The following is a 15,154-nucleotide window of genomic DNA, read 5'->3' on the forward strand; positions in this document are numbered from 1 at the left end:
CGCTAGAATTTCGTGCACATATGAACGACGACGACACCCCCGACGGCACCGAAGCCGCCGCCCTCGCGCTGCGGCCGCTCACCGCACGCTCCATCGTGCTGAGCACCCTCCTCGGCCATCACCCGCCGCGGCTGCCCGCGCGCGCCCTGGTGCGGGTCGGCGAGCTGTTCGGCATCGCCGAGGGAACGGTCCGGGTCGCGCTCTCCCGCATGGTGGCCGCCGACGACCTGCGGCAGGCCGACGGCTCGTACGCGCTCACCACCCGCTTGCTGGCGCGCCAGGCCCGGCAGGACGAGAGCCGCTCACCCGGAACACGGCCCTGGGGCGGGGACTGGGAGATCGCCGTCGTCGCCACCGCGGAACGCCGGCCGGCCGCCGAGCGCACCGCGCTGCGCCAGGCCATGGCGGAGCTGCGACTGGCCGAGCTCCGCGAGGGCAGCTGGCTGCGCCCCGCCAACCTCGACCGGACCCGCCCCGCCGTCGTCACCGGGCAGTGCACCTGGCTCACCGGCACCCCGGACGGCGATCCGGCCGCACTCGCCGCCCGGCTGTGGGACCTGACCGGCTGGGCACATCGGGCCTGCGCCCTGACGTCCGCACTGGACCGCGCCGACACCCCCGCCGACCGCTTCACGGTCGCGGCCGCCGCCCTCCGCCATCTCCTCTCCGACCCACTGCTGCCCGCCGAACTGCTGCCGGGGGACTGGCCCGGCGCCCCACTCCGCTCCCGCTACGCCGCGTTCGAGACCGAACTGCGAGATCTGCTGCGGCAGTACTTGACCGACTGAGGGCTGCCTGCCCACGGGTTGATCCGCTGCATGCGAAGTCTCTGCGATTTCCGCGCCACGCGACTGACGGTGAGCCGGGTTCGGGTTCGGGTGGCGGCGGAGAACCGTGCCTACGAGGGCAGGACGACCCGCATGACGAGTCCGCCGCCCTCGCGGGGCTGGGCGGTGATGGTGCCGTCGTGTGCGCGGACCACGGAGCGGACGATGGACAGGCCGAGGCCGACGCCCTTGTCGCTGCCGGTGCGCTCGGTGCGCAGCCGCCGGAAGGGCTCGAAGAGGTTCTCCACCTCGTAGGCGGGGACCACCGGTCCGGTGTTGGCGACCACCAGGACCGCGCAGCCGGGCTGCGGCTCGGTGCTGACCTCCACCCAGCCGTCCTCGGGCACGTTGTAGCGCACCGCGTTCTGGACGAGATTGAGCGCGATGCGCTCCAGGAGGACGCCGTTGCCCTGCACGAAGACCTGCCCGCGCACCCCGCGGAACTCCACCCCCTTGCCGTGCGCCTCCGCACGGCTCTGGTCGACCGCCTGCGCGGCCACCTCCGACAGATCCACCGGCCGCTTGTCGACGACCTTGTTCTCACTGCGGGCGAGCAGCAGCAGGCCCTCCACCAGCTGCTCGCTGCGCTCGTTCGTCGCCAGCAGCGTCTTGCCCAGCTGCTGGAGCTCGGGCGACGCCTCCGGGTCGGCGAGCTGGACCTCCAGCAGCGTCCGGTTGATCGCCAGCGGCGTGCGCAGCTCGTGCGAGGCGTTGGAGACGAACCGCCGCTGCGACTCGAAGGCCCGGTCGAGGCGGTCCAGCATCTCGTCGAAGGTGTCCGCCAGCTCCTTGAGCTCGTCGTCCGGCCCGCCCAGCTCGATCCGCCGGTGCAGATCCGACCCGGCCACCCGCTGCGCGGTACGCGTGATCCGCCCCAACGGCGACAGCACCCGCCCCGCCATCGCATAACCGAAAGCGAAAGCCACCACCGTCAGACCCACCAGAGCGATCAGGGAACGGTTCAGGAAGCTGTGCAGCGCCATGGCGCGCTGGTCGCGGATGCAGGTGCCGATCGCCGAGTTGATCTCGTCGACCGTCCCGACCGACGGCAGGTCGGGACAACTGATATTGCCCACCCGGACGTTGCTGCCGAACACTCTGAACTCCGGCGCCTCCTTGAGGGTGTTGGCCGCCAGGATGTAGATGATCGTCAGCAGCACGACGCCGGCCATCAGGAACATGCCGCCGTACAGCAGCGCGAGCCTTATGCGGATGGTCGGCCGCAACCACGGCGCGGGACGGAGGTGCGGCTCCGGACTCCAGGTGGGCTTCGGAGGTGCGGTCACCGAAGGGGGCAGCTGGGAGGAGGTTGCCACGGCGGGTCAGCCCCGATGGCCCGACGAAGCGGGCAAGGCCACTGATACCGGGGTGACGAGTAGGTGCACTGCGGGTCCTTCCTCAGATGCCTCAAGGCACGCGACAGTTGTGAAGCCTCACCATCCTTCCCAAAGGGGCCATAAACCGGCAGTAAGTAATGGATCACCTCCCGGCCCGGCCCGCCGACCGAGGCGTCAGGCCGCCGTCAGATTCATGGCCTGCGCGACCTCGGCGGTTCGGGGCGAGGTCTCGACGGATTCATGGCCACCCAGCATCGAGGTCTCCGGGTCCTTGAGGCCGTTTCCGCTGACCGTGATGACGATCCGCTGGCCGGCGTCGAGCCGTCCTCGGCCGTGTTCCGCGAGCAGACCGGCGATGGCGGCGGCCGAGGCGGGTTCGGCGAAGACGCCTTCCCGCCGGGCGAGCAGCCGGTAGGCGCTGAGGATCTGTTCATCGGTCACGGCGGAGAGCAGGCCGCCCGATTCCTCGCGCGCGGACAGCGCCCCGTCCCAGGAAGCGGGGTTGCCGATCTGGATCGCATTGGCCACCGTCTTCGGCCGGGCGACGACGGCCCCGTTGACCAGGGGTGCCGCGCCCGCGGCTTGGAAGCCCCACATCCGGGGGCGGCCGGTGGCCAGGTGCGCGGCGGCGTAGGCGGTGTAGCCGCGCCAGACGGCGGTGATGTTGCCGGCGTTGCCGACCGGCAGGCAGTGGATGTCCGGGGCGTCACCCAGGGCGTCGATGATCTCGAAGGCAACGGTCTGCTGGCCCGCGAGGCGGTGGTCGTTGACCGAGTTGACCAAGGTGACCGGGTGATGCGCGGAAAGCTCCCGGGCGATCCGCAGGCAGTCGTCGAAGGAGCCGTCGACCTTGATGATCTTCGCTCCGTACCGGACGGCCTGGGCCAGCTTGCCGAGCGCGACGCTTCCCTGGGGAACCAGGACGGCGGCCGGGAGTCCGGCCCGTGCGGCGTAGGCGGCGGCCGAGGCACTGGTGTTGCCGGTCGATGCACACACGATCGTGCTGTCCGGGCTCGTTTCCAGGGCCTTGCTGACGGCCACGGTGATGCCGCGGTCCTTGAACGAGCCGGTGGGGTTGGCGCCCTCGACCTTCAGCCACACCTCGCAATCGGTCAGGGCGGACAGATGCTCGGCACGCAGGAGTGGGGTGTTGCCCTCGTGCAGGGAGACGACGGGCGTGCTGTCGCTGACCGGCAGCCAGGGCCGGTAGGCGCTGATCAGGCCCTGCCAGTGGCGGGAGCCTGCCGTGGTGGAAGTGATCACTGTTCTCACCGATCCGGTAGAGGGACGAACGGGATTACGATTGTTACTGTAAGGCTGGATGCGGCGATGGAGTGAAACGTTCGTACCGGTTCGTTACCTTCTCGTTATCCATCTTCGTGCTGAGGGGGCGACCGGTGAAACGCTTCGAACGCCCTCGCCCGGGGTGCGTAACATTCGGCACTATGGCGACGGACCCAGTGATGACGCGGCTCGGTGAGGTGTACGCGGAGCTGCCGCGAGGCGAGCGGGCCATCGTGCGGGTGCTGCTGGACGACTATCCGTTCGCCGCGCTGGGGTCGCTGCGGGCCCTGGCGGACCGCGCGCAGGTCAGCCCGCCGACGGCCTCCCGGTTGTTCCACCGGCTGGGCTGGGACGGTTTCGCCGATTTCCAGGCCGCGGTCCGGGACCACGCACGCGAGCACGACCGGTCGCGGCTACGGGAGTTCGTGACGACGGCTCCGCGCGAAGAGCCGGCGGTCACCCATCGGGCCGCGGAGGAGCTGCGCGCCGGGCTGGACAGCACACTGGCCGCGGCGACCGAGCCGCTGCTCGCCCGTATCGGGGGGCTCCTGGCCGAGGCCGGCCGAGTGTGGGGCGTGGGCGGTTCGCTGAGTGAACTGGCGGCCGACTACCTCGTCCGGCAGCTGGCAGGCCTCCGTCCGGGCGTGGCCCGGGTGCCGGATACCGCTGCCGCCCGGGCCCGGGTACTGGTCGATCTGAGCCCGACGGATCTGATCGTGGCCTACGACTTCCGCCGGTACGCGTACAGCACCGCGACATTCGTGCGCGCAGCCCGTTCGCGCGGCGCCCGGTTGGTCCTCGTCACCGACGCCTGGGAGTCACCCCTGGCCGACCAGGCCGAGGTACTCGTCCGGTTGCCCCGCGAAGCGGCCGGGCCGATCGCGCCGCTCACCCACGAGGTGGCCGTCACCGAGCTGATCCTTGTCGCGGCGTCCGGACTGATGGCGGACTCCGCCCAACGGCTGGAAACCCTCGACGCCCTGACCGCCGAGCTCAACCACGACCTGCCGGAGACCTCCTAGGTGTGCCGACGACAGGCCCTAGGCGTCCGATGACGCGGCGGTGCGCTTCCTGGGCTCCGCCTCCTCCGCATCTGCTTCCCTCTCCGCGTCCGTGTCCGTGTCCGTGTCCGCGTCCGCGTCCGTGTCCGCGTCCTGCGGCCGTGGCGGGCCGGCCGGGCCGTTCCTGCGGCGCAGCTCGTACCCCGTCAGCACCACGGCCACCGTCAGCAGGCTCAGCCAGAACTGCGACCGGCTGTCCGGCAGGAACGCCATCGCCCCGATCACCACCACCATCAGCGCGATGGTCAGCCGGCTCAGCCACGGGAACAGCCACATCTTCAGCGTCAGCCGCTCCGGCTCCGTACGCTCCAGCTTCCGCCGCATCCGTACCTGTGCGACCGCGATCGCCAGATAGACGAACAGGGCGATGGCGCCATAGGAGTTGATCAGGAACTGGAAGACGACATCGGGCGAGATCCAGGCGGCGATCACCGACAGATAGCCGACCGAGGTCCCCGCCAGCAGGGCCCGTCGCGGCACCCCGCTCGCGCTGACCTTGGTGAATCCGCGTGGCGCGTCCCCGTTACGGGTCAGCGCGAACAGCATCCGGGAGGACGTGTAGAGCGCGGAGTTCAGGCAGGACAGCACGGCGATCAGCACCAGGGCGTTCATGACCGTGCCGGCCGCGGGCACCGCAAGCCGGTCCAGCACCGCCGCGTACGGACTCACCTCGATCGCCTTCGACGTCCAGGGCACCACCGTGACGACCAGGAAGATCGACAGCACATAGAACGCCACCACCCGCAGCACGATCGAGCGGATCGCGTCCGCCACCGCCCGCTCCGGTTCGACCGACTCGGCGGCCGCGATCGTCACGATCTCCGCGCCGGTGAAGAACCCGATGCAGGGCACGACGGCGGCGAGCACCGCGCCGACGCCCTCGGGCGCGAACCCGCCGTGCGCGGTCAGCTGGTCCAGCCCGCCGGGGGCGTCCGGCCACAGGCCCAGTACGTACAGCGCGCCGAGCAGGAGAAACACCACGATCGCCAGGACCTTCACCGACGAGAACCAGTACTCGAACTCGCCGTAGGACCGGGCCGAGACCATGTTGGTCGCCGTCAGCAGCGCCATCAGGACCAGGCTGACCGCCCACAACGGGACGCCGGGGAGCCACAGTTGCACGATCCGGCCGCCGGCCACCGCCTCGACGGCGACCACGATCACAAAGAAGTACCAGTACAGCCAGCCGACCGTGAAGCCCGCACGCAGCCCCAGGGTCTCGCGGACATGGGCGTAGAACGACCCCAGCGCCGGGCGGGCGACGGTCATCTCGGCCAGCATCCGCATGATCAGTACGGTGAGCACGCCGGCCGCCAGGAACGACAGCACCGCGGCCGGGCCGGTGGACCGTACGACCACCCCGCTGCCGACGAACAGCCCGGCCCCGATCACCCCGCCCAGCGCGATCAGCTGCATATGGCGGCGTTCGAGTCCCTGCTGAAGGCCGCCCGGTGCCGTCGGCGTCCCGGCGCTTGCGGTGCTGTCGTCCCGTACCGTTCCCGTGCTCATGGGAGGCGACGCTAACCGGCCAACCATGCGGCGCTGTTGCCGCAGTGTTTCAGCAGGCGGGGCGCTGTGGCGGCCCGTGCGCCGGGCTCACAGCGGCAGGACGCACACCGGGACCGGAGCCGCGAACGGTGCGCCCGCACTGCGCAGCGCCCCGGTCCGGGCGTCCACCGAGAACACCGTGACCGACCCCGACTTCTGGTTCGCCGCGAACAGCCGGCGCTGATCCGGTGAGAAGGCGATCTGCCGGGGGAAGTCCCCGCCCACCGGCACAGTGTCCAGCAACCGCAGCCGTGCCCCCGCCGCCTCCACGGCATAACGGGTGAGGCTGTTGTGACCGCGATTGGCGAGAAAAGCGAAACGGCCGCCCCGGGTGACCAGGATCTGCGCCGGATAGCTGATGCCCGGACCGGTGCCCGTGGACTGCGGCATACCGGGCGTCAGCCGCCCGCTCCGGCGGTCGTAGCGGCAGACCACGACCGTGTTGTCGACCTCGTTCGCCAGATACGCGAAGGCGCCCGAGGGGTGGAACGTCAGATGCCGGGGTCCGGCGCCGGGCCGCAGCGTGGCATACGCCACCTGGGTGAGCTTCCCGGCCGTCTCGTCCAGCCGGTAGGTGTAGACGGTGTCATTGCCCAGGTCGACCGCCAGGACATGCCGGCCGTCCGGGGCGGTGATGATCTGGTGGGCATGTGGCCCGTCCTGGCCGGGTCCGGGCGGCGGGCTGGAGTGGGTGACCAGGTCCGTGCGCTCGCCCAGGGCGCCGGTGGCGCGGTCGAGCGGATGCACGGCCACGCTGCCGGAGAGGTAGTTGGCGGTGAGCAGCCAGCGCCCGCTGGGATGCACCGACAGATGGCAGGGCCCGGCGCCGCCGGTGGACCGGGTGCCCAGCACCGTGGGCGGGCCGTCCGGTGCCAGCGCCATCGCGGTCACCCCGCCCTGTTGCTGCTCGTCGACCGCGTAGAGGGTACGGCCGGACGGTGCCAGTGCGAGATAGGAGGGGTCGGCGACCCCGGCCACGACCCCGGTGGCGGTGATCCGGCCGGTCGCGGTGTCGTACGTACCGAGTCCGACACCGCTCCCGCCGCCCGCTGCCGAGGTGTAGGTCCCCAGGAAGAGCGGCCGGGCGCCGCACGGGCGCCGCGAGGGACGGCGGGTGGCGTGCGCGGGCGCCGAATCCCCCATCGTCAGCAGCCCCACCCCGCCCGTCGCGGCCAGACCCGCCGCGACGGTGCCGAGGAACCGCCTGCGATCGATCCCTGGCCCGGCCTGCGTTCCCCTGCGTGCTGCGCTCATGCCACACCTCGGTGCTCGGAGATCAGTGGTCCGTGGTCGGGTGGTCGTGTGGTCGTGCCAGCAGGGTGGCCCGTCCCGCCCGCTCCGGCAAGCGAGGCAACCCGAATCGCGGGCCGTCCCACGCAAGGGCGCCACCCGGAACGAGGGGATGACCCTGACATCCCCCTACATCCTCATGATGACCACCACCCCCCTCCGTAGCACTCGAGTCGTACAACACAACCCATACGCGGACTGATTCGCCGCACCCCTCATTGCTCGTAGTTTTTTGATCAAGGCACGAAGATGATCGAGAGGCCACGGATATATGTACGGCAAGGCATTCGCCCCGGAATACCAGGGCGAGTTGGGTGCGGCACTGGGTGTGAACTCCTCCTACGAGGAGGTGCTGGCGACGGCGAGCCGCGCACACGCCGACGCCGGCACGACACTGGAGCGGTCCCGGGCCGCGCTCGCGGTCGCCGAGGCCAACCGGCGGCTCGGACGGGTGGCGGAGGCGGGCGACGCCTGGCGGGAGAGCTACCGCAGTGCCCGCAACGCCGGTGACCGGGGCGCCATGGCCTGGGCGCTGTGGAGCGGCGGCACCCTGGCCCGCCAGTGCGGGTCCCTGCCGCTCGCCCGCCGGCTGCTCACCCATGCCGTCGCGCTGGCCGACGGCAGCGGCGACCGCCTCGCCCACGGCTACTCGCTCGCCGGACTCGCCGAGACCGGCCGCATACAGGGCGACTACGCCGCGGTCGCCGAGCTCCACGAGCAGTTGCTGGCACAGGGCCGGGCGCACGGCGAGGCCCGGCACATGGTCTGGGCGATGTCCGGGATAGCCCAGATGCACCGCAACACCGGCGGCTACGACAAGGCCCTGGAGCTGTTCGAGGAATCCGCCCGCATCGCCGACGAGGCCGACGACTTCCGCGGGCGCGCCTGGTCGCTGCGCGGCGTCGCCGACGTCCTGTCCGTGCAGGGCCAGACGGACCGGGCGCTGGCCCTGCTGTCCGAGGCGGAGGCCATCTGCCGCACCATGGACCTGGCGAGCGCGCTCGCGTACAACCACAAGATGCGCGGCAACGTGTTCTACCGGGCGGGCCGTTACGAGTCGGCGCGCGAGACGTACACCCTCTCGCTGCGGGAGTTCCGCGAGATGCAGGAGCCCCGCGGGGTGGCGCTCTCCCGGCTCGGGCTCGCCAAGTCCCGGGCCCGCCTCGGCCGCGACCGGGACGAGACCCTGGCCGAACTCGGCGCCCTGGAAGCGGAGTTCGCGCGCATCGGGCTGCGCCACGCCCGCGACATGGTCATCGCCTTCCGTGCAGAGCTGACCGCGCAATCGGCGCCAGAAACTCCCGCTCCTCGGTGCGATGCCACCACGCTCGGGTCTCCCGCAGTTCCCGCCAGGTCGTGAAGCGGTAACGGAAGACCCGGGCCCTGATCCGGGCCGGCGGCAGATCGGGGAACGGATTGCCGCGCAGCAGCCGCAGCGTGTCCCGGTCGTTCTCCAGCAGCCGCGCCACGAACGGCACGAACCACGCCCGCGCATAGGCAGGGGACAGGGCGGCGAACCACATCAGCCAGTCCAGCCGCAGGTGGTACGGCGCGTACTGGCGGGGCAGTCGTCGTACTTCGCCCGGCTTGCCGCGGAATTCGTACGGAAGCCAGACGGTGTCCGGCCCGGTCACCGCGTCCGCCGTCCCCTCCACGACGATCTCCCGGCGGACCCGCGTGATGCTGCCGAACGCGCCGTACGAATTGACCAGATGCAGCGACTCGTAGGAGGTGTTCATCATCTGCCGCCGGGTCAGCAGATTGCGCGCCGGACGGTAGCTGAGCACGAGGACCCCGGCCGTGGCGAGGAGCGCCAGGACCTCGAACCACACGGGGGGCGGGGGAAGCGGCGCGGACGGCTTCCCCCACAGCGGGGCGGCGGCCGACATGGCGAGCGCGATGGTCACCCAGTTCAGCCAGGCGAAGTTGCCGGACAGCACCAGCCACAGCTGGGTGACGACCATCGCGGCCGCGGCCCATCCGGCGATCGGCTGCGGGGTGAAGAGCAGTACGGGGACGGCGAGTTGCGCGACGTGGTTGGCGGCCACCTCGACCCGGTGGAGGGGCCCAGGCAGGTGGTGGAAGAACCAGCTCAACGGGCCGGGCATCGGCTGGGTCTCGTGGTGGTAGTACAGACAGGTCAGATCCCGCCAGCAGTGGTCGCCGCGCATCTTGATCAGCCCGGCCCCGAACTCCACCCGGAACAGCACCCAGCGCAGCAGCCACATGACCGGCACCGGGGGAGCGATCCCGGCATTGCCCAGGAACACCGCGAGCGAGCCCGCCTCCAGCAGCAGCGACTCCCAGCCGAAGCTGTACCAGGTCTGCCCGACATTCACGATGGACAGGTACATCGCCCACAGCACGGCCCACAGCAGCATCGCCGCCCACAGCGGCACGGCATCCGCCGCCCCCGCCGCCACGGCCGCGGCCAGCAGCGCCCCGCACCACGACCACAGGGCGAAGAAGCGGTCCGAGTAGTGCCAGTGAAAGACCGAGGGCGCGGCACGGAACGTCACCCGCGCCAGGAAGTCCGGCACCGGCAGCATGCCGCGCGCCCCGATGAGCGCCCGGAACTGCCGGGCCGCCGCGATGAACGCGAGCACATAGAGAACGGCCAGCATGCGCTGGAAGACCAGCCGCCCCAGCCAGTATCCGGAATCCGAGAACCATGCCACCCGCCCATGGGTAGCACTGCCGCCGCTCGCCCTGCCGCATGGCGCGCGGCGACGGAGGGCGGATCCCCCGCTCACTCTCCAGCGTAGGGATCGGGGCGAATGCAGCAACCTGAGGGCCATTGGAGTGAGTGATGTGCATCACATATTCCACCGCTTTTCCCCGCCGCCCTTGGGCGCCGTATCCGCACCTTCCGATGGCGCGCCTTTGTCAACGGAAAAACGTCGAGCGCGCGGAGTGCGGCGTCGTTACGCTGAGGGGCGACGGACGACCTTTCTGGGAGACGCCAACACCATTGGCCCGTCGCGGGAACGCCACAAACCTTGGCTGACCTCCCGGTTTGTGAACAAGGCGCCACCGCGTCGGAACCAATACCTCTGAAGAAGGAGTGCGTGGTGGCATTGCACAAGGCTCAACACAAGCAGCCCCGTTTGAAGCAGGGCGAGCGGCCCGGTCGGATCAAGGAAGTCCGCAATCTGGAAGCCTGGGACCGCTGCGCTCCCGTGCGCCTCGCGGGCTGCGACGAGGATCCCGCCGAACCGAATATCTTCCGCGGCATCGACTGAATCGACGGATCGCTCGGGCGCCGTCCCTGACCCGTGGGCCTCATCCTTCCACGGTCAGGGCCGGCGCCCGAGCAGACACAGCAGCCGGGTGAGCTCGTCGGCGCCCGCCGGCGGCTCCACCGCAGCGGCGAACAGCCCGGAGGTGTTGAGCCCGGAGGCATACGGCTCCACTTCACGCAGCCCCGCCCGCGCCAGAGGGCCGGGCAGCCGCTCATCGGCGCCGATCGCACGGGACAGATCCCAGGCATGCACCACCGCATCGGCCATCATCTGGGTGCAGTACGCGTCGGCCGGACCGGAGCCGTACGACAGCTGGACCGTGTGGTTCAGCGCACCGCACTCGGAGAACGCCGCGACGGCGGCCACCGCCGCGCGGTCCCAGGCCGCCGCGGGATCCTCCCCGAGCACATCGCCGTCATACTCCGTACCGACGTCCGCGATCGTCGCGCCGTCGCGCACCAGGCGGGGCACCCACAGTTGTTCGGCGGTGAGGTGGTTCACCAGATCGCGCACCGACCATTCCGTACACGGCGTCGGGTGGTCCCACTGGTCGTCGCGGACGGCATGCACCCGCGTTCCGAAGAGCGCCAGGGCCTCGCCGTGGGTCCGCAGGATCTCGTCGTGGTTCATGCTCCCCGAGAATAGGAGCGGGCACTGACAACGGCGCCCCGGCGCACGGCGCTCACCCGACGGTCCCGGGGGCTCGGCCTGAACCGAACGGCCCAACCGGGGGCGGGCTCTCCCCACCCGCCGGTCGGTACCGCGCGTACAGCCGCGGACGGCCAGGACGGCCAGGACGGCCAGGACGGCCAGGACGGCCAGGACGGCCAGGACGGCCGGGTCAGTCGGCGTAGAGCTGACGTTGCGGCACGATCTGCTGGGGCTGACTCGGGCTGGACCACAGCAGCTTCATATGGGCCTCACCGGTCTGCTCCGTGTAGTCGATCCGGATGCTGTGCCGGTGACCGGCCTTCAGGGGGACGGTGCCCTTGTCGGCCTTCGGTCCGTGCGGGGTGGTGCTGTCGATCACCGGTCTGCCGTCGATCCACAGCCGCACGGTGTCGTCGGAGACCGTGGTGAAGGTGTAGGTCTCGTCGAAGCGCGGCTGGATGCTGCCGGTCCAGCGGGTGCTGAAGTGATCGGCGGGGATTGACGGATCCGGCGATCCGTCGAAGCGGTAGGACTTGTTCACCGTCGGATCGACGGTGGTCACCGCGGGCGGGCCGGTGAAGGAGTCGTTCGTCCAGCTCTGCGCCGTCAGCCCCTTGCCGGTGCCGGCGGGCGCCGCGGCAGGCGGCTTGATGGTGAGCCGGATGACGCCGGCGAGCGGACCGGTGGCCGCACCGGACGGGGTGAGGTCGAAACCGTCACCGGCCGGGGTGACCTTCACCTGCTGGGAACTGCCGAGCACCCGGGCCGCGGTGATCTCGAACCGCCCCTTGGCGGTGAGGTGCAGGGATGCTCCGGCAGCCGGCCAGGAGGTGACGGAGGCATACAGCTCGTTGCCCCGGCGGGAGACCGCGCCCCAGGACGGGTCCGCCGCCAGCCCGGTGTGCCCGGCCCCGTGGACCGCGTCGCCCTGACCGTGCGCGCCCAGCCACCGGCCGGTCTCGCGCAGCCGGTCGACGGACGGCTGCGGGATGCGCCCGAGCTTGTCGGGGCCTACGTTGAGCAGATAGTTGCCGCCGCGGCTCGCCACATCCAGCAGATGGCGCACCACGGTCGCCGTCGGCTTCCAGTTGGTGTCGTACTTGGCGAAGCCCCAGTGGTCATTGAGCGTCATACAGCTCTCCCACAGCTGCCCGTCGACCGGCTTCGTGGGGATCTCCTGCTCCGGCGTGCCGAAGTCGCCGTCGACCACCTCGCGTTTGCCGACCCGGTTGTTGACGATCAGGTCGGGGTTCAGGCCGTGCAGGTACGCCTGGAGGTCGGCGCCGTCCCGGCGTGACCAGCGGTTGGTGGGGTTGTCCGCGTCCCATTCGCCGTCGAACCACAAGAGCGCCGGGTCGTAGTGCTCGACCAGCTCCTTGAGCTGGGCGTACATCCGCTTCTTGTAGCGCGGGAAGGTCGCCGGACCGGCGAAGTCCGGATCGTGCCAGTCCCAGATCGAGTAGTAGAAGCCGAGTTTGATCCCGGCGGCGTCGGCGGCCTGCTTCAGCTCGGCGAGGATGTCGCGGTGCGGGTCGAAGGCGGAGTGGTCGCGCAGGTTCCAGGTGTTCTGCTTCGTCGGCCACATCGCATAGCCGTCGTGGTGCTTGGACGTGATGACGAGGTAGCGCTGACCGGCGTCCTTGGCGGCCCGGACGATCGCCTCGGCGTCGAAGGCGGACGGGTTGAAGGTGGCGGCCTGCTTCTCGTACTCCTCGTCCGGGATCCGGCACTCGCGCTTGATCCACTCCGCGTTGCGGCACACCGTGCCGTCGGGCCGGGTGTACTCGCCCTCCAGGTTCGAGTACGCGCCGAAGTGGAGGAACATCCCGAAGCGGTCCTGGCGCCACCAGGAGGTGCGCGACGAGGTGAAGGGATCGTCGGTCGCGTGGTTGGTGCCGGGGCCGGCGGCGGGCCGCGGCGGGGGCTGCGCGGCGGCCCCGGGGGCGCCGACGGTCAGCAGCAGGGCGCCCAGCACCCCCATGAGTCCCAGCAGCCGGAACGGTCTTGTGCGGCTGTGCATCGCTCGCTCCTCGGGTCAGTTGGTCACGTACGTGCCTCCTGTGCCATCCCGCATGGTGCAGCGCCGGCACCGGGACCGGAAGACCCCGGACGCGACAAACATCGGAGCACCTTGCGCAAAGTGGGCGGAAGTTGGGGGTGTTGGCAAGTGGTGGGCCATGAGACCTCGGACCTAAGTAGGTGTGGGGACCTGGTGGCCGAGATAGGCACGGCCGACGGCCCCGGGATCGTGACGCGCAGTCAGCACCCTGGAAAACCGCCGGACTTGCCGGTTCAATGAGCAGGTCGCCACTCACTGGAGGCACCATGGAAGCCGTTCCATCCGTCGCCGGTGCCCCGGCGATCCGCTGCGCGGGCCATGAACGCGACTACCCGTCCTTCCTCGACCGTGCGGCACGGATCGCCACCGGGCTCCAGGAGGCGGGGGTCGAGCCGGGCGACCGGATCGCGGTGGTGCTGCGCAACGAGCCCGCCCATCTGGAGATCACCGCCGGGGCCGCCCTGCTGGGCGCCTCTGCGGTGCCCGTCAACTGGCACTTCCGGCATGACGACCTACGGCATGTGCTCACCGACAGCGGCAGCAAGGTCGTCTTTGCGCACACCGACCTGCTGGACGCGGTGACCGCCGTGCTCCCCGACGGCGTACGGATCGTCGAGGCGGCCGTTCCCGCCGGTGTCGCGGCCGCCTGCGGGTTCACCGCACCACCGCCCACCGGGGCACTCCCGCTGCTCGACCGGTGGCTGGAAGGCTACGAACCGCTGGGGCAGGCCGCCGGCGAACGCCCGCCCACCGTCATCTACAGCTCCGGAACCACCGGGCGTCCCAAGGGAGTTCTGCGCGAGCCCGTCTCCCCGGACCAGCTCGAAGAAGGCGTGCGGCTGTTCCTGGAGCACTTCGCCGTCGCCCCCGGCGGCCGTACGCTCATCCCCGCCCCGCTCTACCACGCCTCGCCCAGCCAGCACGCCGTCCTCGCCCTCGCGGCCGGGCTGGACGTCACGCTCATGCCGCGCTTCGACGCCGAGGAGTTCCTGCGGCTGATCGCACACCACCGCATCGAGCAGGTGCAGGTCGTGCCCACGATGTTCGTCCGGCTGCTGCGACTGCCCAAGGACGTCCGCGAGCGCTACGACCTGTCCTCGCTCACCTCCGTGGTGCACGCCGCGGCGCCCTGTCCGCCGCACATCAAACACGCCGTGATCGACTGGCTGGGGCCGGTACTGCGGGAGTACTACGGCGGCAGCGAGACCGGCGCCGTGACGTGGTGCGACAGCGCGGAGTGGCTGGCCCACCCCGGCACCGTCGGACGGGCCACCGGAACCTGCGGGGTCGCGGTCCTCGGCCCCGGCGGAACGCCGCTGCCGGCCGGCGCCACCGGTGACATCTACCTGAAACCCGGCGACGGCTGGCCCCGGTTCACCTACCTGGGCGACCCGGACCGGCGCGCCGCCATGGAAGCGCCGGGCCTGCCCGGCTACGTCACCATCGGAGACATCGGCCATCTCGACGCGGAGGGCTATCTCTACCTCAGCGACCGCCGGAACGACATGGTCATCTCCGGGGGCGTCAACATCTACCCCGCGGAGATCGAGGGCTGTCTGCTCGCCCTCGACGGGGTCCGGGACGTGGCCGTCTTCGGTATCCCCGACGAGGAGTTCGGTGAGGTCCTCGCCGCCCATCTGGAGACCGAATCCGGTGTGCTGCTCAGTGCCGAGGCGGTACGCGCCCATGTCCGTGAGCGGCTCGCCGGGTACAAGGTCCCCCGGGCCGTGGTCTTCGAGGAGCTGCTGCCGCGCGACGAGTCGGGAAAGCTCTTCAAACGGCGGCTGCGGGACCCGTACTGGGCGGGGCACGACGGTGCGATCTGAACGCCGTACCCCGCCCGCGGCCGCCTCGG

General features: G+C 70.8%; 12 protein-coding genes. 5 read left to right on the forward strand and 7 right to left on the reverse strand.

The features are described 5' to 3' along the window. Positions 1-20: 20 nt before the first annotated feature. Positions 21-788 (forward strand): PaaX family transcriptional regulator C-terminal domain-containing protein, encoded by a 768-nt coding sequence (locus K7C20_RS31350; protein ID WP_030078438.1) that lies wholly within the window; start codon positions 21-23, stop codon positions 786-788. A 110-nt stretch (positions 789-898) separates the two neighbouring features. On the opposite strand, the gene K7C20_RS31355 is transcribed toward K7C20_RS31350, so the two are convergent. Both K7C20_RS31355 and thrC read right to left on the reverse strand, forming a co-directional pair. Next, on the reverse strand, positions 899-2,143 hold the full coding sequence (locus K7C20_RS31355) for a sensor histidine kinase (protein ID WP_222892693.1): 1,245 nt from the start codon (positions 2,141-2,143) through the stop codon (positions 899-901). A gap of 195 nt (positions 2,144-2,338) precedes the next feature. Continuing rightward, positions 2,339-3,424, reverse strand: coding sequence for a threonine synthase (gene thrC / locus K7C20_RS31360; protein WP_053209302.1), 1,086 nt, complete (start codon positions 3,422-3,424; stop codon positions 2,339-2,341). A gap of 185 nt (positions 3,425-3,609) precedes the next feature. Here thrC and K7C20_RS31365 point away from each other — a divergent pair, with 185 nt between their 5' ends. Beyond that, on the forward strand, positions 3,610-4,470 hold the full coding sequence (locus K7C20_RS31365) for a MurR/RpiR family transcriptional regulator (protein WP_078953203.1): 861 nt from the start codon (positions 3,610-3,612) through the stop codon (positions 4,468-4,470). A gap of 18 nt (positions 4,471-4,488) precedes the next feature. Here K7C20_RS31365 and K7C20_RS31370 read toward each other — a convergent pair whose 3' ends face one another. Together K7C20_RS31370 and K7C20_RS31375 are read right to left on the reverse strand one after the other, a co-directional pair. Then, positions 4,489-6,018 (reverse strand): amino acid permease, encoded by a 1,530-nt coding sequence (locus K7C20_RS31370; protein ID WP_245171183.1) that lies wholly within the window; start codon positions 6,016-6,018, stop codon positions 4,489-4,491. An 87-nt stretch (positions 6,019-6,105) separates the two neighbouring features. Then, positions 6,106-7,311, reverse strand: a complete 1,206-nt coding sequence (locus tag K7C20_RS31375; protein ID WP_030085647.1) for a lactonase family protein — start codon at positions 7,309-7,311, stop codon at positions 6,106-6,108. A 307-nt stretch (positions 7,312-7,618) separates the two neighbouring features. Here K7C20_RS31375 and K7C20_RS31380 point away from each other — a divergent pair, with 307 nt between their 5' ends. Continuing rightward, positions 7,619-8,707 carry a tetratricopeptide repeat protein gene (locus K7C20_RS31380; RefSeq protein ID WP_053209273.1) on the forward strand — a complete coding sequence of 363 codons (1,089 nt, stop codon included), beginning with the start codon at positions 7,619-7,621 and terminating at the stop codon, positions 8,705-8,707. On the opposite strand, the gene K7C20_RS31385 is transcribed toward K7C20_RS31380, so the two are convergent. Further along, positions 8,601-10,025: a lipase maturation factor family protein gene (locus K7C20_RS31385; RefSeq protein ID WP_030085643.1), complete on the reverse strand. Its 1,425-nt coding sequence runs from the start codon at positions 10,023-10,025 to the stop codon at positions 8,601-8,603. The two genes, K7C20_RS31380 and K7C20_RS31385, sit on opposite strands and share 107 nt — an antisense overlap. Positions 10,026-10,418: 393 nt before the next feature. Here K7C20_RS31385 and K7C20_RS31390 point away from each other — a divergent pair, with 393 nt between their 5' ends. After that, positions 10,419-10,589 (forward strand): hypothetical protein, encoded by a 171-nt coding sequence (locus K7C20_RS31390; RefSeq protein ID WP_160328718.1) that lies wholly within the window; start codon positions 10,419-10,421, stop codon positions 10,587-10,589. A 54-nt stretch (positions 10,590-10,643) separates the two neighbouring features. On the opposite strand, the gene K7C20_RS31395 is transcribed toward K7C20_RS31390, so the two are convergent. Together K7C20_RS31395 and K7C20_RS31400 are read right to left on the reverse strand one after the other, a co-directional pair. Next, positions 10,644-11,219, reverse strand: a complete 576-nt coding sequence (locus tag K7C20_RS31395; protein WP_030085641.1) for a TIGR03086 family metal-binding protein — start codon at positions 11,217-11,219, stop codon at positions 10,644-10,646. Between the two features lie 211 nt (positions 11,220-11,430). Further along, positions 11,431-13,260, reverse strand: coding sequence for an alpha-L-fucosidase (locus K7C20_RS31400; RefSeq protein WP_053209274.1), 1,830 nt, complete (start codon positions 13,258-13,260; stop codon positions 11,431-11,433). Between the two features lie 305 nt (positions 13,261-13,565). Here K7C20_RS31400 and K7C20_RS31405 point away from each other — a divergent pair, with 305 nt between their 5' ends. Then, positions 13,566-15,125, forward strand: a complete 1,560-nt coding sequence (locus tag K7C20_RS31405; RefSeq protein ID WP_053209275.1) for an AMP-binding protein — start codon at positions 13,566-13,568, stop codon at positions 15,123-15,125. Positions 15,126-15,154: the final 29 nt, after the last annotated feature.

Source organism: Streptomyces decoyicus (assembly GCF_019880305.1).
In the GTDB taxonomy this organism is placed as follows: domain Bacteria; phylum Actinomycetota; class Actinomycetes; order Streptomycetales; family Streptomycetaceae; genus Streptomyces; species Streptomyces decoyicus.

Coding starts and splice junctions, on each gene's coding strand:
- K7C20_RS31375 (WP_030085647.1), bottom strand. CDS start 7,311: ATGAGCGCAGCACGCAGGGGAACGCAGGCCGGGCCAGGGATCGATCGC.
- K7C20_RS31350 (WP_030078438.1), top strand. CDS start 21: ATGAACGACGACGACACCCCCGACGGCACCGAAGCCGCCGCCCTCGCG.
- K7C20_RS31395 (WP_030085641.1), bottom strand. CDS start 11,219: ATGAACCACGACGAGATCCTGCGGACCCACGGCGAGGCCCTGGCGCTC.
- K7C20_RS31370 (WP_245171183.1), bottom strand. CDS start 6,018: ATGAGCACGGGAACGGTACGGGACGACAGCACCGCAAGCGCCGGGACG.
- K7C20_RS31380 (WP_053209273.1), top strand. CDS start 7,619: ATGTACGGCAAGGCATTCGCCCCGGAATACCAGGGCGAGTTGGGTGCG.
- K7C20_RS31365 (WP_078953203.1), top strand. CDS start 3,610: ATGGCGACGGACCCAGTGATGACGCGGCTCGGTGAGGTGTACGCGGAG.
- K7C20_RS31405 (WP_053209275.1), top strand. CDS start 13,566: ATGGAAGCCGTTCCATCCGTCGCCGGTGCCCCGGCGATCCGCTGCGCG.
- K7C20_RS31400 (WP_053209274.1), bottom strand. CDS start 13,260: ATGCACAGCCGCACAAGACCGTTCCGGCTGCTGGGACTCATGGGGGTG.